Below are 24,263 nucleotides of genomic sequence, written 5' to 3' on the forward strand. Positions count from 1 at the left end.
ACGCCGCCGCAGCGTCGCGGGCGTCGTGCCGAGGCGCACGGCCAGCGTATCGAAGTCGGGCCACTCCGCGGCCGGTAGCGCCTTCAACTGCGCGCGCGTCTTCGCGACCCAGCCCGTATCGTGCCGGCCCCGCTCGTGCTGATGCTGATCGCCTACCTGATCAACATCGTCGTGCGCGCCGTGCTCGAGCGCGTCGGCTTCTACCGCCTCGTCTGGCACCGTTCGATCTTCGACCTCGGCATCTACGTATTCGTATTTGCCGCCGTCGTGATCGTGTCCCACCATCTCGTGGCTACCTAACGTGAAAAAAACCTGGCTCTCGGCAGGGCAAATCCTGCTCACCCTGATCGTCGTCGTCGTGGCTGCCGTCGTGCTGTGGCGCATCGTCAACTACTACATGTTCTCGCCGTGGACCCGCGACGGTCACGTGCGCGCCGACGTGATCCAGGTCGCGCCGGACGTGGCGGGCCTCATCACGTCGGTGCAGGTCGCCGACAACCAGGAGGTCAAGCGCGGCCAGGTGCTGTTCGTGATCGACCAGGCGCGCTACGCGCTCGCGGAACGGCTCGCCGAAGCCACGCTTGCGCAGCGCCGCGCGACGCTCGCGCAGGCGAAGCGCGAGTACGCCCGCAACCTGCAGCTCGGCAACCTGGTCGCGAGCGAGCAGGTCGAGGAAAGCCGCACGCGCGTCGAACAGGGCGAAGCCGCCGTCGCCGATGCGCAGGTGTCGCTCGACACCGCGAAGCTGAACCTGCAGCGCACGACGATCGTCAGTCCCGTGGACGGCTACCTGAACGACCGCGCGCCGCGCGTCGGCGAATACGTGCCGGCCGGCCGCGCGGTGCTGTCGGTCGTCGACCGCAATTCGTTCCGCGTCGACGGCTACTTCGAGGAAACCAAGCTGCGCGGCATCCACATCGGCCAACAAGTCGACATCATCGTGATGGGCGAGCCGCGTGCGCTGCGCGGCCACGTGCAGAGCATCGTCGCGGCAATCGAGGATCGCGACCGCACGCAGGGCGCGAACCTGCTGCCGAACGTGAACCCCGCATTCAGCTGGGTGCGGCTCGCGCAGCGCGTGCCGGTGCGCGTCGTGCTCGACGAGGTGCCCGACGATTTCCGGATGATCGCGGGCCGTACCGCGACCGTCTCGATGCGCGAAGCCGACACGCGCCGCAACGACCAGGCAAAGTCGGCGGTCGCCGCACCGGTATCGACGGCTTCCGGCACGGCCGCCAGCGCGGCAGGAGCATCGCAATGAAGCGGCACGGTCTGCGCCTCGCCGCGACGCTCGCGCCGCTTGCACTCGCACTCGGCGCGTGCAAGTCCGTCGGCCCCGATTACACGCTGCCGCAGCAGGCGTACGTGAATGCGCCGCTCGCGAACCATGCGCTCGACGATGCGAACGGTACGCTCGTGTCGCGCGACGCCGTGCCCGGCAACTGGTGGCAGCTCTACGACGACCCCGTGCTCAACGGGCTCGTGCGCGATGCACTGAAGTCGAACACCGACCTGCGCGTCGCCGCGGCCAACCTCGCGCGCTCGCGCGCGGCGCTGGAAGTGGCAAGCCAGCAGGGTGGCTTCTCGGGCGGCGCGGAGGCCGCCGTGCAGCGCGCCCAGGAATCGGCCGAGCAATACCTGCTCGAGAACAAGCTGCCGATCGTCAACGAAGGCACGGTCGGCATCAACGTGTCGTACGAGATCGACCTGTTCGGCAAGCTGCGGCGCGGCGTCGAAGCCGCGCGCGCGGACAGCGAAGCCGTCAGGGCCGCCGGCGACCTGGCGCGCATCACGGTCGTCGCCGACGTCGTGCGGGCGTACGTCGAGTCGTGCTCGGCCGGCGACGAGCTGGCCGTCGCGAAGCAGTCGCTCGCGCTGCAGAAGCAGCGCGTCGCGCTGTCGCAGCGGCTGCGCGATGCCGGGCGCGGCAACCAGACCGACGTGACGCGCGGCGTGACGCAGGTGCGCACCCTCGCCGCCGATATCCCGCGCTTCGAAGGCCGCCGCAAGGTCGCGCAATACCAGCTCGCCGCGCTGCTCGCACGTTCGCCGGCCGACTTGCCGAAGGCCGTTGCCGAATGCGAGCGCCTGCCGAAGCTGCGCCAGCCGATTCCGATCGGCGACGGCGCCGCGCTGCTGCGCCGCCGCCCCGACGTGCGCGCAGCCGAGCGGCAACTCGCGGCCGCGACCGCGCGGATCGGCGTGGCGACCGCCGCGCTGTACCCGTCGATCAGCATCGGCGCGTCGGCCGGCTCGGTCGGTGTCGCCGCCGACCTGTTCTCGTCCACGACGAATCGCTGGTCGTTCGGCCCGCTGATCAGCTGGTCGTTCCCCGTCAACGGCCAGCGTGCGCGCGTACGCGAGGCCGAAGCTGCCACAGGTGGCGCGCTCGCGCACTTCGACGGCGTCGTGCTGAACGCGCTGCGGGAAACGCAGTCGAGCCTCGCGACCTATGCGGCCGACGTGCAGCGCACGGAAGCGCTGCGCACGGCGTATGAATCGGCACGCAATTCCGCCGACGAAACGCATCGCCTCTATCTGGCCGGCCGCGAGTCGTTCATCTCCGATCTCGACGCGACGCGCACGCTGACGAGCGCGCAGGCGCAGGTGGCGGCAGCCGAAGGCCAGGTCGCGACCGACCAGGTGCGGCTCTTCCTCGCGCTCGGCGGGGGGTGGGAATCCGACGGTACGACGGCCGCAGCGGACGCCCGTCCCGCCGCGACACGCACCGCCGCGACACCCGCGACCAGCGAGTAATCACGGCAGCGCTGTCATCTTCAGTACATCACGCGCACCTGGCGAAGCGCTCGGCGGCGGCGGGCTTTCCTGATTCGCGCCATAGCGCCGGAAGGACGACGAACACCCACGTTGACGGTAAACTGGCAAATGCATTTCCATTCATCTTTCGCCGCTGCACTCCCAGCGGCATCCACCCGGAGATCCATCATGCGAACCAGCGCCCGCAACCATTTCGCCGGCCAGGTCAGCGCCGTCAAGACCGGTGCCGTCAACGACGAAATCACGCTCCGCACGCAGGACGGCCTCGACATCGTCGCCGTGATCACCCACGGCAGCGCGGCTTCGCTGGGCCTCGCGGCCGGCTCGAAGGCATTCGCGCTCGTGAAGGCGTCGTCGGTGATCGTGATGGTCGACGTCGACAGCAGCAAGGTGTCGGCCCGCAACTGCGTCGCAGGCACCGTATCGTCGGTTGCGAAAGGCGCGGTCAATTCGGAAGTCGTGATCAAGGCCGCGGGCGGCGCCGAAATCGTCGCGATCGTCACCAACGACAGCGTCGATCGTCTCGGCCTCGCGAGCGGCACGGCTGCGTCCGCGATCTTCAAGGCATCGAGCGTGATCGTCGGCGTCGAGTGAACGCGTGACGATCGCGATGGCGATCCGTTTGGCACGGCGCATTCACACGAATCGCGCCGTGCGACTGCCGGTCGGATGCGTGCGATGACAACCGCGTTCGATCACGCTCGGCAACGGGCGCTGCAGTCGTTGCTGTCCGCGGCGGCCAGTGCCGATACACCCGATGCACGCCTGTTCGGCGCACTCGTTGCGGCACGCGCGCGCCGCAATGAACTCGGGCTGCTCGGCCTGTCTCGTCGTCAACTGGCTGGCCTGCTGACGCGGCAGTTTCCGCACCTGCCTGCGGCCGAGGTCGCAGCGCTCGCGCCAACTGCCGCGATGGCCGTGCTGCCATCCACTCACGCGGCGTTCGTCACCACGCTGCACACGCGGCTGATGAACGACGCGAATCCCGCCGCCGACCGCGACGACGCCGGCTGTCTCGCGTCGATCATCGCGCACGCCTGCCTGCGCCCCGATCATCTATGGCGCGATCTCGGGCTCGACGGGCGCGACGCGGTATCCGCGATGCTCGATCGCTATTTCCCCGCGCTTGCCGCGCGTAACGTCGCTCACCTGCGCTGGAAGAAATTCCTTGCACAGGAAGTGGCCGCCGCGCTCGATGTGCCGCCCGGCCCCGCCCCCGGATGCCCGAGCTGCGAGGATTTCGGCTTCTGCTTTCCTCACGCGCGATAACCACCGCGGCGGCCGGGCTGCCCATTCGAGTCGTCGCCTCCCCATCCGGAGAACCCGCCCCATAAACGGTTACCTTGTGAACCGTATCGCCTGCTGTTCATGACGCGGTCAATGCCGGTGCCGGTGATGGATGTCCGGAAAATGCGCATGGCTGTGCGTGATCGGCAGATGCACGTGCGGATGCGTGTGCGGCTCGTTGCCGTCGTACGCAAAATCGTGCGCATGCTGGTGATGTTCGTCGTGCCGATGCCGATGCGTGTGCTCGAGTGGCTCGTGCGTGTGCGTGTGTTCATGCCGTTCGCGAACGTGCAGCCAGATCCCGAGCGCCATCAGCACGGCCGCGATCCAGAACGTCGCGGGCGGCAGCGCGGGCCAGATCAGCAGCGACAGCACGACGCCGAACAGCGGCGCGATCGAGAAATATGCGCCCGTGCGCGCGCTGCCGAGATGACGCAGTGCGACGACGAACAGCACGAGGCTGATCCCGTAACCGCCGAGCCCCGTCAGCATCGCGGCAGCCGTGACCGGGACAGCCGGCAGCGTCGCGCCAGTCGCCAGCGCGATACCGATGTTCACGGGGCCGGCGATCAGCCCCTTCGCGCACGCGATGACCATCGCATCGTTTGCGGCCACCTTGCGGGTCAGGTTGTTGTCGACCGCCCAGCACAGGCATGCGCCGACGATCAACAACGCGCCGACCGGCACGCCTGCCTGGCCCGGCGTCCACGACAGCAGCGTGCCGCCGGCGACGATCGCGACCATTCCGAGGAACACCTGCGAATCCACGTTCTCGCGAAACACGACCCACGCGATGACAGCCGTCAGCACGCCCTCGAGATTGAGCAGCAATGCACTCGGCGCGGCGCCGCCGGTCGTTGCATGCCGGTTGTGCAGGCGGCGAAGCAGGATCCCGATACCGAGCCCGACGCCGCTGCCGAGATAGAACAGACCGGCGACCATGAACGGCGACATCGCACCGATCAGCGCCTTGGCGAGCGGTGTCGCGGCGCCGAACAACGCGGCAGCGGTGAGCGCGACGAGAATCGCGGAATGTCTCGAGTGCATGATCCGGTTCGAATTGACGTTGAAAGGCGCTGGTCGTCGCAGCGGTGGGCTCGTCATACCTTTCGCAATGCAAGCTGCATCGCAGCCGGCCAGCTTGCGCGCGACCTGACGACCTCGGCGAGATTATCGCGCGCCGTCATGTCACGATGACCGGGCGCGATCGTCCACGCGTCGGTCGATGGCTTCGGCATGCCTCTATTTTAGGAAAACGAATTAATCGAACGAAGCGTTGCCGTGTTCGGTGTAGGCGTACCGTTCATGCGCAAACGACAAAGTCGAAACAACGCGCGTGCAGCATCGATCGGCAAACTTTCTTCGTCCGGTCGCGTGGTCTGTTCGAGGTGGGATAGGTGAGAGCCCGGCACGTCGAGCGCCGGTGGGAGCAGTCCTGACCTGCCTCGGTCAAGGCAGGTCAGTCTGTCGGGTCATTCACCGCAGGCGATGTGCCTGCGGGACGGCGCCGTGCGGTATGCAGCGGCGCGGTGCGGATTACGCGTTTCCGGCCGTTTGCTGCTCGACCTGCGGCGCTGCGTCGGCTTGCGCTTCCACGTTTGCCGGTTGCGGCTCGGCGGCGGCCTCGGCCTGCTGCTCTGCCTTCGGCTGCTGCGGCGCGCCCTTGGCCGCTTGCCCCGCGCCCTTGTTGCCAGGGCGACGAGCCTTCAGGCGGCGAGCCCGAGCCGCATCGTCATGCGTGACACGCCCTGCTTCGTTACCCTGCAGATCGACCCGCACGGCGTCTTCGACGAGGCACGACCAGTAACGGTTGCCACGGCACCACGTCGACATCGCTTCACGCAGTTCGGCTTCGCTGAGCCCGACGGCCTGTGCTTCACGTGCGAGGTCGTCCCAGATACCGACCTTGAGCGGCACTTTGGGGGCCGGATTCTTCGGGAACGCACGCGGAAACTTGCGCTGCAGCTTACCGATCGCAACGATGACCGGATCGACCGGCGCCGCCGGCTTCGCCGAAGCCGGCTTCGCGCGGTGCGCCGCTTTGCCGCCGGCCGCAGCCGGCTTGGCGCCACGCTGCGGCTGGTCGCCGGACTTCGGCTTCGCGCCGGTGTCCGCCGGCGCTGCCGGCCGCTTCGCGTTGCGCTCCTGCTTGGCCTTCGCTGCGAGCTGCGCCCGCAATTCGGCAAGTTGTTCAAAACCCATAAATTCAATCCACCAGGAATATAAGGTGTGGTTCGTGCGGTCATGCCGCGCGGCGCACAAGCTTCGCCGCCATGCGTGCGACCCGTCTGCCGCTGATGCGGAACACTACGGGGCCGCATCGCGCACGCCACTCTGTTTTCAGGCACCCGGCCACGATGCCGGACAAGGCAGGAGTGGAAGTATACCGGTACGCGCGGCGGCCGGTTGACTCACTGGTCTGCGTTGGCCCGATTCGGGGTACCGGAAATGCGTCCATGCGGTCGTGTTGCGCATTATATGGATACGTTTCCGGAAGTCACGCCGTTCGCTCTCGTTGGCGGAAATCGGGGCCATTTTCCGTGCTGCGATTGCCCCGGCGGCACCGATCGACGCCCGACACGGGGTATTCCGCCTCGGGACGTCGAACGCGATCCAGCGGCATCGGTGCGTCTCGGCCCCGGCTGCGATTCTGCAATCCGGGTAGCGGCGTCGGCTGCGTGCGAATCAACGATCACGGCAATCGATCGGCGCAATTCCCGTACCCATTCGACAGCATCGATGCCCGCACGCAACTCGTTGCGTCCGCATCCATTCCGTGGCGCACGAAGAGCCAGAAAAGTGCGTAGTATGGCCGGATCGATGACGTCGGCAGCATACCTCGGCCCGTTTCGCCGCGCCCCGCCGGCGAGCCGCCGACATCCCGCTTGCCAGCCAAAAGAACGAACCGGTTGTACGAAACGGAGCAGAGACATGGTTCCCCCACACGACATCCCGCACGACGGCATCACGCGCGAGGAGATTCACCATCGGCAAATCGACATGCGCGGCTATCGGCGCAGCGACGGCCGGTTCGAAGTAACGGCCTGCCTCGCGGACCGCAAAACCTTTGATTTCACGCCGCCGGGCGGCACGCGGACGGTCGCTGCGCTGTCGCCGATCCATGACCTCGGTGTGACGCTGGTCTTCGACGCCGACATGGTCGTCCGCGCCGTGTCCACGTTCCTCCGGTCGCATCCGTATGCGCAGTGCCCGGGCGGCGGCGACTCGCTGCAGGCGCTCGTCGGACTGAGCATCGGCGCGGGCTGGAACAGCGAGATTCGCAAGCGACTGCCGTCCTGCGATACGTGCACGCACCTGAAGGAGTTGCTCGGCCCGATCGCCACCACGGCCTATCAGACGATGGTCGGCATGCGGAAGTCGTCGCTCGAGGCGCGCGATGGCAACGGAAAACCGCTCAAGATCGACAGTTGCCATGCCTATGGCGCTTCGCGCGATCTCGTGAAACGTCTTTGGCCCGAATATCACCGGCCTTCCGAGGCGACAAAGGGCAGCTAAGGGCCGGGCATTCGGCCAGTACCGTGCATCGCACGATCGGTGCTGCTGGAGGAGGCGCGCGTCGCATGCATGAACGTGCGTCGACCGGCCATCGAAGTTGCAGCGCTGGCGATCAAAAAACGCCCAGTGAGAGTCCCGCTGCAAGCCCAGCGCCCAATTCGGCGCAGCGCGCGAGATCGTCGCCGTCGATCGTCTTCGCCGCGAGGATGCGTTCCGGCGTCTGCGCGTGCGTACAGACGATCAGGCCCGGCGCCACGTTCTTCAACCGCCATCCGGTCGCGATCCGGTCGATCTGGCGCAGCGCGTTCTGCCCGTCGCTTCCCGCGCAGATCATCACCGCATACGGGCGGCCGTTCACGCGATCGAGCGCCGCGTAGTAGCAGCGGTCGAAGAAATCCTTCATCAGCCCGGACATTGCCGCGAGATTCTCCGGCGTGGCGAACAGATAGGCGTCGGCGGCCAGCACGTCGTCCGCGCTCGTCGCATCGGCGCGCTGCAGCCTCACGTCGACGCCAGTTTGCTCGCGCGCAGCGCCGGCGGCCGCTTCGGCCATCTGTTGCGTGCCTCCGGTCATCGTGTGATAGACGATCAACAGCGTCTTCATTCGTCGTGACTCACGTTCGGTTCAGGTGTGCTGACGGCATCGCCGATTTCCGCTGAATGGCCGGAGATCCGATAAGACATCCCGCGGTCGCTTTCCCGGATCTGCCGGTTTGACGGCGCGTCGTTACGAAGCACGTTCCGATCATGCACGTTCCGATCATGCACGTTGCGCCAGGTTCGATTCGCGCAAGTTCGACCGGATACACGATCAGTCCGTTACGCCGCGCGACGCGTCGGTATGTTCCGGCTGCGCGTAGTACGCGAGAAACATGTCGGCGGCGGATTCAGCGACTTTCTGTTGCTCCGGCTCCGCGAGCGGCGGCTGGCCCATCGTTATCTGCGGCCAGAACGCGAATGCCTTCACGACACCGTGCAACTGATGCGCGGCAAACACCGGATCGGTGACGGACAGGCGTCCGGCCGCCGCGGCCGTCCGCACCCAGACCGTCATGTCTTCCTCGCGTTCGCCGAGGCGCTCGACCATGTCACGCGCACGTTCCGGCGAATGGATGGCCGCACCGATCGCGACGCGTGCGAGCGACAGAAATGCCTCGTCGCTGAGCAGGCGCATTTTGCGATCCAGCAATGCGAGCAATTGCTCGCGCAGCGGCACATCGGCACGATAGGTTGGCGAACTGCCTGTCCGGGTCGCGTCCCACAATTTTTGCAGGATGGCGGCGAACAACGTTTCCTTGCCCGGGAAGTGGTTATAGACCGTGCGTTTCGACACGTCCGCACGCGCGGCGATGCGATCCATGCTGGTCGCGTCGTAACCCGACGCGAGAAATTCCTCGATGGCCGCGTCGACGATGGCCGCGCGCTTTCGATCGGTCAGGCGCTGAGGGGGAGTGCTGGTATCCATCCAGAAATTTTACACCGGGTAGTTTACTTATCCCAGAAATAAACTACACTGTTTAGTGTACTTTATCTTCCGGACGAACCGACATGGCATCGCCTCTCGTTTTGATTCATCGCATTCTGGGTTTGGCGGCCGCCCGGCGCGGCCGCGCGCTGTCCGGCGGCTCGCCGCAGCACAATGGCGAGCGCTTCAGCAATGTCGCGCCCCGTCCGGTCGAGGGATTGGGCAAAACGTTCGGGATCGCCTGGAACGTGCTGTTCAACAAGCCGCGCAATACCGTGCCCGCAGGGCAGCTACCCGTCGATTCGTTGACGCGCGCGGAGCTCGACGCGGCCCCCGATCGCAGCCTGTACCGGCTTGGCCATTCGACGCTGCTGCTCAAGCTGCGCGGCGAATTCTGGCTGACCGATCCCGTGTTTGCCGAGCGCGCGTCGCCGTTTCGGCGCGTCGGCCCGAAGCGCTTCCATGCGCCGCCGATCGCGCTTGAAGATCTCCCGCCGCTGCGCGGCGTGATCCTGTCGCACGATCACTACGATCATCTCGACCGCGACACGGTGCTCGCGCTCGCGGCCACCACCGGTGTGTTCGTGACGACGCTGGGGGTCGGCGACCGCCTGATCGAATGGGGCATCGACGCGAAGAAAGTCCGCCAGCTCGACTGGTGGCAAAGCGTCGACGTGGCCGGCCTGACGCTGACCGCGACACCAGCCCAGCACTTTTCCGGGCGCAGCCTGTTCGACGGCAACAGCACGCTGTGGGCGTCCTGGGTCATCGTCGACGACGACTTGCGCGTGTTCTTCAGCGGCGACACCGGCTACTTCGACGGGTTCCGGACGATCGGCGAGCGCCTCGGGCCGTTCGATGTCACGCTGATCGAAACAGGCGCATACGACGCGCAATGGCCGTATGTGCACATGCAGCCGGAAGAGACCGTGCAGGCGCACATCGATTTGCGCGGACGCTGGCTGGTCCCGATTCACAACGGCACGTTCGATCTCGCGATGCATCGCTGGCAGGAACCGTTCGAGCGCGTCACGGCACTGGCGATCGTACGAGGCGTCGATCTATCGACGCCCAGGATGGGCGAGCGCCTCTCACTCGACGAACCGCATCGCGGCGAGCGGTGGTGGCGCACGGTCGACGAGCGCGCGACGTCCGTTGCCGCGAAATCGCGCCGCTGGACGCTTTGCGCGTCGCAGGCCACGAAGTAAAACCCGCCGATCGTCGTACATTTTTCCCGGAGCGCGGCAATGCCGCGACTCCGGCAGGCGCGTTGCCGGCGTACCCGCACGTCGACGGGCTGTCTGTAGACCCGATTACCTGAGTAGAGAGTCATGCATCCGGCACCCGTCCGATACGCACCCGGCCACCCCGTCGACGACGCCACCCTCGCCGCATTCAACCCCGTTGCCCCCCGATCGACGAGCCGCAGCCGGGAGAACGACCTGCGGCAGACGCTCGCAGAGCGCGTCTCGAGATGGACGAAAGACGTCGATCACCTCACCACGGCCATTCCGAACCTGAGCCTCCATCGAAGGGAGGTGACAACGCAGCCGATGGATTGCATGGTCGAGCCGAGCTTCGGTCTCGTCGTCCAGGGCACGAAGCGGCTCATTCAGAGCGGCGATGTGTATCTCTGCGACGCCAACCGCTTTCTGATCACGTCCCTCGACTTGCCCGGTTCGACGCAGGTCATCGAGGCCAGCCGCGAAAGGCCGTTTCTCGGAATCGGGCTCAAGCTTGATTTTCGCGTCATGGCTGAACTGATGGCGCAGGTCGCAGCGGATCACGAGGAAGCCCCGGCAGGCCGCGGCCTCGTCGTCGGCGATATGAACGAACCGCTCTACGACGCGGTGAATCGCTTGCTGGCATTGCTGGATGACCCAAACGCCATCGCAGTTCTCGCACCGTACGTCGAGCGGGAAATCTATTACCGGCTGCTGACGAGCGACCAGGGTGCCCGTCTGCGTCAGATTGCGTCCGCCGGCAGTCAGGGCAACCGCGTGTCGCGGGCGATCCAGTGGTTGCGGACCCATTACGACGAGTCGCTTCGGGTCGACGATCTGGCGGCGCAGGTACAAATGAGCAGTTCGACCTTCCACCACCACTTCCGCCAGCTCACCGGCATGAGTCCGCTGCAGTACCAGAAATGGATACGGCTCAATGAGGCGCGTCGACTGATGTTGTCCGAGCGGCTCGACGCCGCATCGGCTTCGTTCAGGGTCGGATATGCGAGCCCGACTCAGTTCAATCGCGAATACAGCCGTTTATTCGGTAATTCTCCGCGGAGAGATATCGATAGCCTGCGAAGCGGAGCAGATGTCGTTCTTTCGATTGCGGCGACGTATTGATCATCGGAACGGTACCGGAGATATGAGATGCCGCGTTTGGTGGTATCCGCAGAATGCTTGGGGCGCCCCCTTCACGGGAGGGGGCGACCCGCTTGAGCCCAACGAGCGCAGATGCGCACTTGTTGTTTTCCCCGAATTGATTGCTCGGCAGCCCGCCGCGAATTCAAATTAGGTATCGAGCGGTGCGTGGGCGCCTCGCGGCGTCGGACCTTTATCCAAAATCGCAAGTGTTCATCGGCTAGAGGCAGTCGCCTCATGCCGACCTCTTGAATTGATGAGGACTTTGCCGTCTCCGCAACCAAGTCGTCTCAGTGCCCTCCGGAGGCTCGGCCATAAACTCTGCAGTGTGAGGAGTGTCGCGCCATGCTTCGAACCGCCGATTTGCGCGGTGAGCGTGTGCGTTGTCACGTGACAACTCTCGCTGATAGATCGGCGCAGACACCTAAGAAGGCGCTCGACGCCTTGTCGAGATGCATCTGATTCACCTCAGTTCGATTCATCTTGGCATCAGATCGACTGATTGCATTTTGAATACTACGAATAACGTATCATAAATTACATATTGAGCCGTATTCACACCGCCCCTGGCTCGAAGAATGCGAAATGGCCATACGCCCCTATTTACGAGGTTGAACTCGGCGATTTTGCGTGAAACAACATGAAGAATATCGCGCAACCGATTGCCAGATAAGGACTTCCGCGAACACCGAATTTCTTGGAAATGTTTCACGATCCGGCCCGTTTGAGTTGTTATGTGGCCATCAACACTGAAGTTCGTCGCAAACCGAAGCCCATTTGCATGGCTGGCGCGCAGAGGTCCCGGAACTCGAGGGTACGCGCGGCAAAGCCCGTACCCTCCCCTTCCGTACAACACTCTCGCAATGTTGGCCTGACCACTCCAATTAAATGGGGCCATATCATTAGCGCCCATGACACTCCCTCGTGGGCGCGACCCAGCAAGCTGACCGGCGTCTTTCCTTTCGCACGTGACTGCAAATAGTCAGCGATGTAGCCTCCGCGTCTGCAGACCTATTAATGACTAGGACTCTTCGACATAGGCGCCCCGCCCGATATGCGGCGCAACCCGCCGCTTCGACAAGCAAGCTCCCCGATACAACACTCCAGTTGTCACGTGACAACGCCGCGGCGAATTGAGCCAAGAAACTGCAGTCGCGACGACACCGCGATGCGAATCTCTTCTTTGGCGATCCAGCTGCTCACGCTCTATGAAGTTCGATCAAAACTCGTCCGGAGGGGCGACTCGGCACCGACGCGACCTCCCGCTCCGAACCGATTGTCACGTGACAACTCATCGCACGAGAAGCGATCATGCAAAAAAATAGAACCAGATTTCGAGCGTCGAATGATCTCGCCATAGCTTTAAGTGCAGTCGAAGGAGAGATTTCCTGGCGCCGGATTACGTCGAGAAGGAACAAATGCCTGCTACTTGTCACGTGACAACCAAGTTTCCTTGCGACGCCTATGAACTGACTAACGGAAACCGTGGCGATTTTTACCGCGAACACCGCGACCTCGAGGTCCTCGTCTCCATTTGCCAACACTGCCGTCGACATTGGGATTGATCGAAGTTTTGCTCGAGCTTCGTACTTACGTTTCAATCTCGGTCGTCAATTTTATTTTTACTCGACCATCAATCACGACTGACTCATTAGCCATTCGGCACACTTGTTACGTGACAACCACACCGATCCTTAAGGCATACATCGTGTCAAAGGCTTTTCTGGACATTTCGACAATAACTGCATATATTACGCAAAACTCCGTGGAGGAATTTAATGGCTTTCAAGATCGCCGTCAGTAATCAAAAAGGTGGGACTGGAAAGACAACCATCTCCGTCAATATCGCCGCTGCATTCGAAGCCGGCGGCAACAAGGTCGCCCTGATCGATGCCGACCCTCAAGGCACGTCCGTCCGGTGGGTGACGAGCGGTGAGAACACGCTGCCGATGACGGTTCTCTCTCTGGCCCCTGCCGGCCGCGGCATCGGCGGCGAGATCAAGAAACAGGACGCGAACTTCGACGTGATCGTTGTCGACTGTCCTGGCAACCTCGAAGACCCGCGAATCGCCTCCGTGCTCGAGGTCGCCGACTTCTGCCTCGTGCCGCTGTCACCGTCGCCAGCCGATCTCTACAGCACGGTCGCGATGATCCGCATGATCGAGTCGATGCGGTCCGTTCGTAACCCGAATCTTTCTTCCGCATTAATGCTGAATAGTGTTAATGGAAAAACTAAAATGCGTGAAGAAATTTTAAAAATTCTACGGGCTGAAGAAATAGGGGAGCATCTGCTCGACAGCCAGATCGCGCAGCGCGAGGTCTACCGTCAGACGTTTGCGCTCGGCACCACGATCCATCACCACAATCGCTATCTGAAGGGCCTGAAAGAAGCCCGTGCGGAAATCGAAAAGCTGGTCACGGAAATGGCCCAATACATCGCGTCGACGCGCGCTACCGGAGCCGCCCATGGCTAAGGACACATCGAAAGACAAGAAGCCGACCGGCAACCTGCATCTCGCAGCCGGCCTGCTGCGCGGACTTGCGCAGGAGAATGCGGCACTCGAAACGCGGCTGCCCGAACCGGCGGCTGCACCGAACGTCGTCGGCGAAGCCGCACCCGCCGGCGCTCCGGCCGCGGCCGCGCCGGCCAGCACACCGGATCTTGGCGCGCCCCAGAAGGTATTGGTCAAGGATTGCATTCCGAACCCGTTCAACCCGCGCGTGTTCTACTCGGAGTCGAGCCTGCACGAGCTCGCCCTGACACTGAAACGGGAAGGGCAGATCGAGCCGATCAAGGTTACGCGGCTCCCGGAGTTTCCCGGCAAGCTCGTGGTGATCGACGGGCAACGCCGGCTCCGCGCGACGAGCATCAACGGCGATGAAACCATCAACGCCACGTTCCGCACGGATCACACGCCTGAGCAGCTCTACACGATCGCGTATCGCGCGAACCACGACCACGAACGCCAGACGATCTTCGATGATGCGGTCGCGTGGAAGCGTCTCCTCGACGAGAAAGTCTTTTCCGACCAGAACACGCTCGCGGAAAAGATCGGCAAGGACAAGGCATCGATCAGCAAGACGCTGTCGCTCAACGCACTCCCGAACACACTGCTGGAACGGATGGCGAGCGCGAACGACGTGGTCGGCCTGCAGGCGGCGTACTTCCTGAAGCTGATCTTCGAACGCCTGGGCGAGCCGACTGCCGATCGGCTGTTGACGGCCGTGATCGACCGGAAAAAGTCGGTTCGTGATCTGGAGAATTTCCTGCGTGCGCAAAGCGACGGCAGCAAGAAAGCGGGACGTACGCGTTACAGCGTTCGCCATGACTTCGCGCTCGAATCGCGAGCGATCGGCCAGTTGAAAACCTATCCGGACGGACGTCTGGATCTGCAGCTCAAGGGCGTCGACGCATCGCATCAGGAAGCGCTCGCCGACAAGCTCAAGACCGTCATCGACGCGTACGTTGCCGAACTGGCAACCGCCACGCAACAGTAACGCGCGAAAAGCAGAAGGCCTCGCATCCGCGGTGCACCGCGAAGCCGGACGACGACGTCCGGCGCGCGACGCACATCCGGCTGCGAGGCCTTCGTTCAGTTGCCGGCGAGACTGCTTTTCAGCAGGAATTCCAGCAAGTCGTCCGAGGTCGGTTCGCCCCACGTATCCAGTGCGAGCCATCGGAAGAAGCTGGTCTGCGCGAGCTTGCTCGCCTTCTTCTTCGGCGACAGCGTCAGGTCCTTCGAGCCTGCCACCGTCTCGTTGTAACGCTCGATCAGCTTGGTCTGGTCGTCGATCTCCAGTTCGCGGAAATACGCGCCGGCTTCCTCGACCTTCGCCGCCAGATATTTGTCGCGAATCTGTTCCTGCTTGCTCTGCGCGGATTCCTTGGCCGGGGCCGCCGCTTCCGTTCCCTGCCCGTCGGACAGCGTGTAGCCGTGCGTCAGCGCCTTGCGGAAATACGCGGCCACGTTGTCGACCGGGGCCGCATTCTTCTTCGTAGTCCGATTGAGCGTATAGGCAATCGCCGCCTTGATGCGCTGCACGCCATATTGCGTGATCAGCCGGCGCGCTTCCGAGCGCGGGATGCCGAACTTGGCAACCTCCTCGACCAGCGCTTCGTTCTTGACGTCGCCATCCTCCACCGTATCGGTGCTCTGCTTGCGCGTCACCTTGAACTGAACCGCCTCCACGCTCCGGCCGGACTTGTGTTCGATCAACTCGAGCGTGTGATCCGAAACTTCGTTCACCTCCTGAATGCACGGCACCAGGACCTTGCTCTTGAACAGCTTGTATTCCTTGTACGACTGCGACGCCTTGTCCTGGCCGAGAATGAGGTCACGAAATTTCGGCAGCGGGATCTTCGCGGTGATGCCGATCCCCTCGTAGCGCACCGTGTTTTCCCACAACGCGAGCGAGTGCGACCGCCGGAACTCGCGGGCGATCCGCATATCGATCAGTGCGTAGATCTCGGGGTTGAGCAACTCGCTGCGAATCTGGTCGGAGAAGCTGTACTTCAGCACCGATTGCTCGAGCTCCGCGCCGGCGAGCAGGCCCGACGCTTTCCAGACGGTCGACCGATCCGCGGCCAGATAGTCCCAGTTGACGACGGTACTGATCAGCGAGTTGACCGTGTCCTTCACGTACTTCGTATTGTTGCTGTTCAACCCGCTCTCGTGCGAAAGCGACGCAAGCGAAATCGAGAAGCTCGTCCGGCCTGGCTCGAACGCCTCCTGTCGAAGCGCGTTCTTGATCAGCGAGCTGAACATCTTGCGCTGCTGCAGGCCGATCTTTCCGGACTTCGGCGCGATATGAATCGCCTGGACCGCCTTGCGCAGCAAGTCGGGAGGCTCGGGTGTCTGAAACAGTGAAACCTGTTTGTCTGAGCCTTTGCTTGCGGGCTTGCGCGGCATCGTAATGTCCGGATAAGGTGACCTTGTTGAGAGCGGACTTTATACCTTTTCGCGCCGCGGAGCAACGTTCTTGTTCCGGCTTTACTTGCACTATCTCCGCTAACCTGCAGATATAAAAGGAAAATTCACAATCAGAAGATCGGTGCGGAACCCCATATCCAGCTACCTTTCGACAAAAATGCTTCCCACAAGCCGCTACCTTTCATGCCCGGACGTGGAAACCCGGCATGGGATTTGCCCTTGGCAAGGTAACCATCCATGGGAAGCAAATGAGGAGAATCGGGATCATTGGGGAAATTCGTGGTGCCCTGCAGCACAGACCGGCTTTCCTCCCATAACTTGCTACCTTCACCGATTCCCACAGGAGGGTACCTTTCGACAGGCTCCGGCCGCGTTGGCAGCGCTGATTTCAGCGCTGAAGGCAACCATCGCCCCCATAAACGGCAACCCATTGCTTTCCCCATAAAAGGTTACCTGTCGATCCCGTCGATCCTGTCCATGGGAGCCAGCCCCGGGAAATCCTGGAGAAAGGCAATCGAGCAGTCCCAAATGTGACCCATAACTGGCTACCTTTGAGGTGCCCCATAACCGGCTACCCGAGAAAAATCACTGTGCGACGCGGCGGTCCACGGATCCCGAAAGGCGCCCCATAAAAGGCTACCTACCAGCATCCCCATAGACGGCTACCCAATGCGTTTCCGGGCCGATTTCCCATAACCGGGTACGCTTGCCCCATATCCACAACCCCGCTTCCCCACAACGGGGTACCCGAATCCCCAAATCCACAGACCTTTACTCCCAATCCCTTACACCTGTGCTCCCATAAATGGGTACCGAACACCCATCAAACCCTTGTCAGGTAAGGCTGAGAGCCGTCTAAAAGTAGTTAAAGAAGTAAACGTGGTTTACAAAAGATGTAAACACACGTGCGTCTCCGCAGAAAGACGAACCCCATAAACCGCTACCAATGGGAGCCGTCTATGGTGTTGCCGGCATCTCAAACCATCGATTCACACCTGGAAACAGTGACTTGGCGCCCTGTTCTACACAGGCTCCAGGCTCGACAAGGCTTCCGAAAGAGGTGAGTACCCACTCACATGAGCCTGAAAAGTAGAAACCTATGGGAGAAAAACGGGAAGAAAGCCCCGCTTCCAGGCACAGGTTCCCATTTATGGGATCAAAAAAGCAGCTCAGTGACCTCGACGGCGCCGGTTGTCGACTTGCAAAGCAGACGAACGATCCGGAAACATGAATCTCTCTGGCTTCGTTCACAGCAGTTTCAAATCATCCCGGACGGCAGCCGAAGGGTTTTTTTGCACTCATGCTTCGCTGTCCATGGACAAGTTTTTCCGTTCGCCCGCGCGCGTCTCTCGTCAAATTTAGCCTGTGGACTGTGTACAGAGGAAATCGATGCCGTTCGCTTGGCTGTCTCTGTGGTCGTCCAACTTTCTACCTTTGGAGCCAGCAACCGAATTTCGATGCTGTGCGCCACGGTCGCAAGGAGAGGCCCTAGAACGGCTTCCCGCAGACGAATTGGTTGGCCCGCACTGCCGGCACGCATCGTCGGCTCCTGGGTCGATCTAGGGCACACCGCGAACCAACGTGAAGATGCGGGAGGCCACGAAGCTCACCGTAATCGAATTCGAGCGATGATCCCGAACATGCTCACCTTCCGACAGTTTCGAATCCTGTAAAAGCTCACCAACCGGGCAAGGCACCGGGAATCGGCGTGCTGTGCAGGCACCGACACCCGCCTGGGATGCCGGGCAACCCAGGCTGCGAAATGAAAAGCCCGTGACTCGCGCACGTCGCGCGATGCGTTCCTGAGCAGAATCGGACGGTTCACAAGCGTGGCCGCGACACCGCAACCCAACGTGCCACGGTCACCAGACGAGCGCCGCGACATCAGTGCGGCACCGTCGGCGCAGCCGTGAAGTAAATGCCTCCGATGTCTTCACCGCACGCAATGTGTTCACACCATTCGTCATACGGACCACAGGCCTACGCGGTGACGCGTTGTACCGGTTCAGGTGACGCTCGGCATCACAGTGCGGCGATGGGTTGCCGGATCGAATGCTGCGCGCCGTGGCGATGCAATCGTGCATGCCTTGATCGCTGCAAAACCGAATCGTGGTCGTTTATGGGAGGAACCGCCGCTTGAGCCGCGTCGACCGGCAACGCGGCACACAGTTCGACTGCTGATGCTGTGATCGCGACTGGCCTGATAACAGTCACATCAGACGTGAGCATGCCGGCGACACCACCTATGAAACAGTCCTGGCTATTTCACCTCGCACTGTGCCGCGCGTACATCGCCCATCCTCGTCGCTGAATCGCGGGTACATCGACCGCTTCCTGTCGCCGCCGCAGCGCGATCGGCACACGCAACGATACGTGCGACACAGGTCGTCCTGTCCGTGACCGTCGGCCGGCATCCACGTTTTCTCCCATACGTGTATCCCCAATTCCGTTCTCACGTTGGCGCCACATTTTTCGCGGCGCGGTTATGATGCACAGGTCCCGAACGCGGCATGACAACCGATCGGGGCAGGGGCGGTATCTCGATGGTCTTTCAATCCGTGATAAACCAGATAAGAGAGTTCAGCGATGCAAATCCAGATCAGAAAACTCACGCTGGCTGCTACCGCAGCCGCGTTCCTGTTCGGCTCGGCAGTTCCTGCGTTTGCGCAGACCGACGCCAGCGCACCCGCGGCACAGGACGCGAAGGCAGCGAAGAGCCAGGCACGCAAGGCGGCCCGGGCCCAACGCAAGGCAGAGCACAAGGCAGCGCGTGCGAAGAACAACGCCGAGCTGAAGAAACTCGAAGACGCCGGTTACAAGCCCGCGGCCAATGATCCGAACTATCCGCAGAACCTGCAGAACGCGGAGAAGAAAGCCGCCGGCGCTAGTCAGTAAGCGCCGTCCGGCGGCAAGCCACGGTTCGATCCGCGGCTTGCCACGTGCGTCGCGGCTCCGCGGCGCACATCGAAAACAGCATTCCCGGCACCGACGAAGGCAAACGCGATCCAGGCGCTTGCGTTATTTGTTTCGCATTCCTGTATGTCTCGGCGCGCGCGCTCCGCACACCGACGCAGTCAGTTCCGCACGCCCGGCGCGGCCGTATTTCCCGCCACCTTCAACCAATCCTTGAATGCCCGCACCGCTTCGTCGTTCGCGCGTGCCGAGGCCACGTACGTGAAGTAGCGCCACGGCGGCAGTGCCGGTTCGCTGAACGGCTGTACCAGCCGACCTTCTGCGATGTCGTCCGCGACGAGCGCGATCGGTCCCATCGCGACGCCGAGCCCGTCGAGCGCGCCTTGCAGCGTCAGGTAGAAATGCTCGAGCGTGAGCGAGTGGCGCGGCACGAGATTCGGCTGTCCGGCTGCCGCAAGCCATTCAGGCCACATGCCGGGATAGGTGGCAGCGTGCAGCAGCGTGAAGCCGGCCAGGTCGGCAGGCGTATGCAACGGCCGGCCCTCCAGCAGCTTCGGCGCACACACCGGCAGCCGGACTTCGGACAGGAATTCCTCGGCAACGTAACCGTCGATGGCCTGCGGGCCGCCGCGAACGATCAGGTCGACCTTGTCGCGCAGTTTGTCGATCGGCTCGTTCGACGTCGACAGCCGCACCTCGATGGCCGGATGGGCGACCTGGAACGACGACAGCTTCGGCACCAGCCAGCGCAACGAAAACGTCGCGGGTGCGCTTACGCGCAACACGCGCTGCTGCGCGTGGCCGAAATGCTGCGCGGTGGCGAGCGCGATTCGGTCGAACGACGCGCCGACCTCGGCGAGATACGCGCGGCCCGAATCGGTCAGCTCGACCCGCCGGTTATGGCGTTCGAACAGCGGCCGCCCGAGCCAGGCTTCCAGCTGTTGCACGTGCCGGCTGATCGCGCCGTGGGTCACGCACAGTTCGTCCGCGGCCAGCGTGAAGCTGCCGAGGCGCGCGGCGGCTTCGAACGCACGCAGCGAATTCAGCGGAGGGAGTCGTCGGGCCATTGCATCGTTCGTGTGATATTTGCTCACACGATGGTTCAGGTTTAATCGTTTGATCGGGTACTCAAGCTCCGCCAATATGGCACACAAACGTCCGGCTCGGCCGAACGGTTGTCTGAATTTCTCACATGGAGTGCGGAGCATGCCGAACGTGGTGGTCGTGGGCGCCCAATGGGGCGACGAAGGTAAGGGGCGCGTCGTGGACTGGCTGGCGGCACAGGCCGATCTCGTTGCACGCTACAACGGTGGCCACAACGCGGGTCATACGCTGGTCGTGGGCGGCAAGACGTACAAGCTCGCGCTGCTGCCGAGCGGTGTCGTGCGCGGCAAGCGCGGCGTGATCGGCAACGGCGTGGCGCTCGATCCGGAAGCGCTGCTCGCGGAAATCGGGCGGATGGCCGAGCTCGGGCTGCCGGTGACGCCGGATAACCTGTCGATTGCCGAGAACGCAACGTTGGTGCTGCCGATCCACCGCGCGATCGACCAGGCTCAGGAGCGTCTGCGCCGCGAGCCGATCGGCACCACGCTGCGCGGGATCGGGCCGGCCTACGAGGACAAGGTCGGGCGTCGCGGGCTGCGGGTCGGCGATCTCGCGGAACCGGGCCAGCTCGCCGCCAAACTGGATGTGCTCGTCGACCATCACAACGCGTGGTTCCGCGGCCTGGGGCTCGACGAATATTCCCGCGACGCGATGCTGGCGACGCTGGTCGACCTTGCGCCGCGGATCCTGCCGTTCGTGCGCCCCGTCTGGGCCGATCTCAACGACGCGACCGACCGCGGTGAGCGCATCCTGTTCGAAGGGTCTCAAGCCGTGATGCTGGATATCGACTGGGGCACGTACCCGTTCGTGACGTCGTCCGGCACCGTTGCCTCGGCGGCGGCGGCCGGTACAGGGCTCGGTGCGTCGAAGCTCGGCCACGTGCTGGGCGTCACGAAGGCGTATGCGACGCGGGTGGGCGGCGGCCCGTTCCTCACCGAGCTGTCCGACGCGACCGGCGAAACGCTGCGTGCGCGCGGGCAGGAGTTCGGCGTGAATACCGGCCGGCCGCGCCGCTGCGGATGGCTCGACGCCGCGCAGTTGCGTCAGGCCGTCAGGATCTCGGGCATCGATTCGCTGGCGCTCACCAAGCTCGACGTGCTCGACGGTTTCGAGTCGATCGAGCTGTGCGTCGGCTACGAACTCGATGGCGTGCGGGTCGATCATCTGCCGGCGAGCCTCGATGCGCAGTCGCGCGCGAACCCCGTGTACGAGCGGTTCGACGGCTGGCGCGGCACCGTGAAGGGGGTACGTGAACGTGCGGCGCTGCCGCGCGCCGCGCAGGATTTCATTGCGCGCGTCGAAGCGGTCGCCGGCGCACCGGTATCGATGATCACGACCGGCGCGGAGCGCGACGACACGATCGTGTTGCGTAATCCGTTCGATGCGGCCGCCGGCGCCTGATACGTCGGACATGCCGTGAATCGCGCGGCGGCATCGGGGTTGCCGGGTAGTTTTTGCCGATCCGATGCCGGTCGTGTGCCGGTGCGACGGGGCGCGTATGCGCGCGGTCCATACACCGTGCGCACGGCGGCTCGGCGACACGATTCGGCGTCCGGATCACGCCGCATACGGCGAACTGGACACGTCTGCACTGCTGCTGTACTGTTCCGCACAATTCGCGCCAGACCGGCCTGCGCCGGCGCTGCCGGCACCATGGCCGTGCGGTGGCGCGACGTGATCTCAATCCCGGGGACAGGTCGATGGACACGTTACAGATGATGCGCATTTTCGTCCGGGTGGCGGAAGAGGGCAGCTTCACGAGCGCAGCCCAGCGCCTGGATATCACGACGGCTTACGCATCGCGGTCGGTCGCGCAGCTCGAAACGCACCTGCGCACGCGCCTGCTCAACCGCAGCACGCGCCGCATCGCGCTGACCGACGCCGGGCAGCGCTATCTCGACCGCTGCCAGCGCATCCTCGGTTATATCGACGAAGCGGAAGCCGAGGCGGCCGACGCACAGGCAAAGCCGTCGGGACGGCTGCACGTTCACGCGACGACGAGTTTTGGCCAGTCCTACGTGGTGCCCGCAGTCGTGCGCTACCGTGAGCGCTATCCGTCGGTTGCGGTCGAACTGACGCTGTCGCAGCATGTGCCAGACATCATCGACGAAGGCTACGACGTATCGCTGCAGTTGAGCACGACCGAGTTGCCCGATTCCGGGCTCGTGTCGCAGCGGCTCGGCGAAGTGGGCAGCGTGCTGTGCGCGTCACCCGCATACCTGAAGGCGCGCGGCACGCCGCACACGGTGAGCGACCTCGACGGGCATGCGTGCCTGCAGATCGTCACGCCGCTCTTTCCGCGCGACCGTTGGCATCTCGATGGCCCCAACGGACGCGAAACGTTCGAACTGCCATTGCCGGATTTCCAGGTGAACATCGCCGATGCGCTCGGCGCCGCGCTGCGTGCCGGACTCGGCATCGGTTCGCTGCCGATGTCGGCCGCCCTGCCCGGGCTCGCGAGCGGCGCGCTGGTGCGCGTGCTGCCCGACTACCGGTTGCAGAAGCTGACGGTCTATACGCTGTACGCGTCGCGTCAGTATCTCGACGCGAAGATCCGCACGTTCGTCGATTTCCTGCGCGAATGCGTGCCAGAGTTGCTGGCTGCCGACGAGGCTGCGCTGGCCGCTTCCTGCAAGTCCTGAAGTCGAACCTTCCGCATGTGAGTACGACGTTGTGCTTCGATCGCGCAAATAATACGCAGTCCTGTATTTGACGCGGATATCGGCCGCATCCCCACGACCGACCCGGGCAATGACGTCCGGGTGACCGGCGTGCCCTTATGAAAGCGCTTGCTTTCGATATCGAACATCGTTGGTTCGGTGCGTGGTGCCAACCCCCTAGAATCGGTTCGACCGGCTTCATCGCATGCGTGCGCGAAGCTGCATCCTCTTCATCGAACCCGATACGACATGGCAGACCAACACTCGACAACCCGCCGCCGGCTCCTGCATGCCGGCCTGGCGATCGCGGCGGGCGCCGCCGCGCATCCGGGCTTCGCGCTGGCGAGCACCGCCGGAGCGCGTACGTTGCGCATCGGCTATCAGAAAGGGCCGCTCAGCCTGTTGAAGGCACGCGGTACGCTGCAGAGCAAGCTTGCGACACTCGGCGTGACCGTCACGTGGACCGAGTTTCCGTCGGGGCCGCCGCAGCTCGAGGCACTGAACGCGGGATCGATCGACTTCGGCGATGTCGGTGAGGCACCGCCGATCTTCGCGCTCGCGGCCGGCGCGCCGCTCGTCTATTACGCGCAAACGCCGGCCGGCCCCGCGGCCGAGGCATTGATAGTTGCGAAGGATTCGCCGGTGAAGACCTTCGCGGACCTGCGTGGCAAGCGCATCGCGCTGGTGAAGGGATCGAACACGCACTTCCTGCTGGTCCGGCTGCTGCAGTCCGCGAAGCTCAATTACACCGACATTTCGCCAGTCTGGTTGTCGCCGTCCGACGCGCGGGCCGCGTTCGAGAACCGCTCGGTCGATGCATGGATCATCTGGGATCCGTTTCTCGCGGTGGTCCAGCAGGCGTTCGGCGCGCGCATCGTCGCGGACGGCACCGGGCTCGTCGAGAATCGCAGCTATTACTTTGCGTCGCGCACCTATGCGCAGCGTAATGCCGACGTGCTGGACGCGGCCGTGTCGGAGTTGACGACGGTCCAGCGATGGCTTGATGCGAACCGCGCGCAGGGTGCGGCCGAGTTCTCGAAGCTGTGGGGGATTCCGGAGCCTGCGGTGGCGCTCGCATTTCGCCGCGCGCGCTTCGGTGTCGAGCCCGTCACGCGTGACACGCTCGCGTATCAGCAGCGCATCGCCGATGTGTTCTACCAGACTGGCGTCCTGCCGAAGCGCGTCGACGTCAGTCTGGCCGCGCCACCTGCACTCGCGTGACCGCGCAGCCGGCCCGGAATGT

The 24,263-nt window shown here is 63.6% G+C and carries 21 protein-coding genes and 1 pseudogene; 14 read left to right on the forward strand and 8 right to left on the reverse strand.

The features are described 5' to 3' along the window. Positions 1-132: pseudogene (locus G3N98_RS39840) on the reverse strand (AraC family transcriptional regulator); the annotation flags it as partial. Positions 133-141: 9 nt separating this feature from the next. Here G3N98_RS39840 and G3N98_RS18760 point away from each other — a divergent pair. From G3N98_RS18760 to G3N98_RS18780, 5 genes are all read left to right on the forward strand, one after another. Beyond that, entirely contained in the window at positions 142-300 is a 159-nt protein-coding gene (locus tag G3N98_RS18760) for a DUF1656 domain-containing protein (protein WP_206148900.1), read from the forward strand. 1 nt (position 301) lies between these two features. Next, positions 302-1,261 carry an HlyD family secretion protein gene (locus tag G3N98_RS18765; RefSeq protein WP_206148884.1) on the forward strand — a complete coding sequence of 320 codons (960 nt, stop codon included), beginning with the start codon at positions 302-304 and terminating at the stop codon, positions 1,259-1,261. Next, positions 1,258-2,757 carry an efflux transporter outer membrane subunit gene (locus tag G3N98_RS18770; protein ID WP_206148885.1) on the forward strand — a complete coding sequence of 500 codons (1,500 nt, stop codon included), beginning with the start codon at positions 1,258-1,260 and terminating at the stop codon, positions 2,755-2,757. The genes G3N98_RS18765 and G3N98_RS18770 overlap by 4 nt, the downstream gene beginning before the upstream one ends. Before the next feature lie 189 nt (positions 2,758-2,946). After that, positions 2,947-3,372 carry a TOBE domain-containing protein gene (locus tag G3N98_RS18775; RefSeq protein ID WP_069249909.1) on the forward strand — a complete coding sequence of 142 codons (426 nt, stop codon included), beginning with the start codon at positions 2,947-2,949 and terminating at the stop codon, positions 3,370-3,372. A gap of 84 nt (positions 3,373-3,456) precedes the next feature. After that, the gene (locus tag G3N98_RS18780) at positions 3,457-4,047 is read left to right on the forward strand and encodes a nitrogen fixation protein NifQ (RefSeq protein WP_206148886.1); all 591 of its coding nucleotides are present in this window, start codon (positions 3,457-3,459) and stop codon (positions 4,045-4,047) included. Positions 4,048-4,155: 108 nt separating this feature from the next. Here G3N98_RS18780 and G3N98_RS18785 read toward each other — a convergent pair whose 3' ends face one another. Beyond that, a complete protein-coding gene (locus G3N98_RS18785) occupies positions 4,156-5,112 on the reverse strand; it encodes a DMT family transporter (protein ID WP_206148887.1) in 957 nt (318 codons plus the stop codon). Positions 5,113-5,601: 489 nt separating this feature from the next. Next, complete coding sequence (locus G3N98_RS18790) at positions 5,602-6,267, reverse strand: ProQ/FinO family protein (RefSeq protein ID WP_089476464.1); 666 nt, start codon at positions 6,265-6,267, stop codon at positions 5,602-5,604. 729 nt (positions 6,268-6,996) lie between these two features. Between G3N98_RS18790 and G3N98_RS18795 the strand changes: the two genes are divergently transcribed. Next, a complete protein-coding gene (locus G3N98_RS18795; RefSeq protein ID WP_089476465.1) occupies positions 6,997-7,581 on the forward strand; it encodes a DUF2889 domain-containing protein in 585 nt (194 codons plus the stop codon). 112 nt (positions 7,582-7,693) lie between these two features. Here G3N98_RS18795 and G3N98_RS18800 read toward each other — a convergent pair whose 3' ends face one another. Both G3N98_RS18800 and G3N98_RS18805 read right to left on the reverse strand, forming a co-directional pair. Next, positions 7,694-8,185 carry an NAD(P)H-dependent oxidoreductase gene (locus G3N98_RS18800; RefSeq protein ID WP_124578689.1) on the reverse strand — a complete coding sequence of 164 codons (492 nt, stop codon included), beginning with the start codon at positions 8,183-8,185 and terminating at the stop codon, positions 7,694-7,696. A gap of 207 nt (positions 8,186-8,392) precedes the next feature. After that, positions 8,393-9,046 carry a TetR/AcrR family transcriptional regulator gene (locus tag G3N98_RS18805; protein WP_089433973.1) on the reverse strand — a complete coding sequence of 218 codons (654 nt, stop codon included), beginning with the start codon at positions 9,044-9,046 and terminating at the stop codon, positions 8,393-8,395. Between the two features lie 83 nt (positions 9,047-9,129). Here G3N98_RS18805 and G3N98_RS18810 point away from each other — a divergent pair, with 83 nt between their 5' ends. From G3N98_RS18810 to G3N98_RS18825, 4 genes are all read left to right on the forward strand, one after another. Then, entirely contained in the window at positions 9,130-10,254 is a 1,125-nt protein-coding gene (locus G3N98_RS18810) for an MBL fold metallo-hydrolase (protein WP_206148888.1), read from the forward strand. A 123-nt stretch (positions 10,255-10,377) separates the two neighbouring features. After that, complete coding sequence (locus G3N98_RS18815) at positions 10,378-11,394, forward strand: AraC family transcriptional regulator (RefSeq protein WP_206148889.1); 1,017 nt, start codon at positions 10,378-10,380, stop codon at positions 11,392-11,394. A 1,796-nt stretch (positions 11,395-13,190) separates the two neighbouring features. Further along, positions 13,191-13,886, forward strand: a complete 696-nt coding sequence (locus tag G3N98_RS18820) for a ParA family protein (RefSeq protein ID WP_011350423.1) — start codon at positions 13,191-13,193, stop codon at positions 13,884-13,886. Further along, entirely contained in the window at positions 13,879-14,910 is a 1,032-nt protein-coding gene (locus G3N98_RS18825) for a ParB/RepB/Spo0J family partition protein (protein ID WP_175239064.1), read from the forward strand. Before G3N98_RS18820 ends, G3N98_RS18825 begins: the two co-directional genes overlap by 8 nt. Before the next feature lie 95 nt (positions 14,911-15,005). On the opposite strand, the gene G3N98_RS18830 is transcribed toward G3N98_RS18825, so the two are convergent. Beyond that, on the reverse strand, positions 15,006-16,322 hold the full coding sequence (locus G3N98_RS18830; RefSeq protein WP_039369202.1) for a replication initiation protein: 1,317 nt from the start codon (positions 16,320-16,322) through the stop codon (positions 15,006-15,008). Between the two features lie 131 nt (positions 16,323-16,453). Further along, complete coding sequence (locus G3N98_RS18835) at positions 16,454-16,639, reverse strand: hypothetical protein (RefSeq protein ID WP_175239065.1); 186 nt, start codon at positions 16,637-16,639, stop codon at positions 16,454-16,456. 2,290 nt (positions 16,640-18,929) lie between these two features. Between G3N98_RS18835 and G3N98_RS18840 the strand changes: the two genes are divergently transcribed. Beyond that, positions 18,930-19,238: a hypothetical protein gene (locus G3N98_RS18840; protein WP_046547226.1), complete on the forward strand. Its 309-nt coding sequence runs from the start codon at positions 18,930-18,932 to the stop codon at positions 19,236-19,238. A gap of 179 nt (positions 19,239-19,417) precedes the next feature. Here the strand turns inward: G3N98_RS18840 and gcvA are convergent, their stop codons facing one another. After that, positions 19,418-20,323: a transcriptional regulator GcvA gene (gene gcvA, locus G3N98_RS18845; RefSeq protein WP_089476471.1), complete on the reverse strand. Its 906-nt coding sequence runs from the start codon at positions 20,321-20,323 to the stop codon at positions 19,418-19,420. A gap of 139 nt (positions 20,324-20,462) precedes the next feature. Between gcvA and G3N98_RS18850 the strand changes: the two genes are divergently transcribed. The 3 genes from G3N98_RS18850 to G3N98_RS18860 all read left to right on the forward strand — a co-directional run bounded on the left by G3N98_RS18850 (position 20,463) and on the right by G3N98_RS18860 (position 24,241). Further along, the gene (locus G3N98_RS18850; RefSeq protein ID WP_206148890.1) at positions 20,463-21,761 is read left to right on the forward strand and encodes an adenylosuccinate synthase; all 1,299 of its coding nucleotides are present in this window, start codon (positions 20,463-20,465) and stop codon (positions 21,759-21,761) included. 299 nt (positions 21,762-22,060) lie between these two features. Next, the gene (locus tag G3N98_RS18855; protein WP_089430038.1) at positions 22,061-23,002 is read left to right on the forward strand and encodes a LysR family transcriptional regulator; all 942 of its coding nucleotides are present in this window, start codon (positions 22,061-22,063) and stop codon (positions 23,000-23,002) included. Positions 23,003-23,269: 267 nt separating this feature from the next. Beyond that, complete coding sequence (locus G3N98_RS18860; protein ID WP_089430039.1) at positions 23,270-24,241, forward strand: aliphatic sulfonate ABC transporter substrate-binding protein; 972 nt, start codon at positions 23,270-23,272, stop codon at positions 24,239-24,241. Positions 24,242-24,263: the final 22 nt, after the last annotated feature.

Source organism: Burkholderia sp. Tr-20390 (genome assembly GCF_017104595.1).
Classification (GTDB): domain Bacteria; phylum Pseudomonadota; class Gammaproteobacteria; order Burkholderiales; family Burkholderiaceae; genus Burkholderia.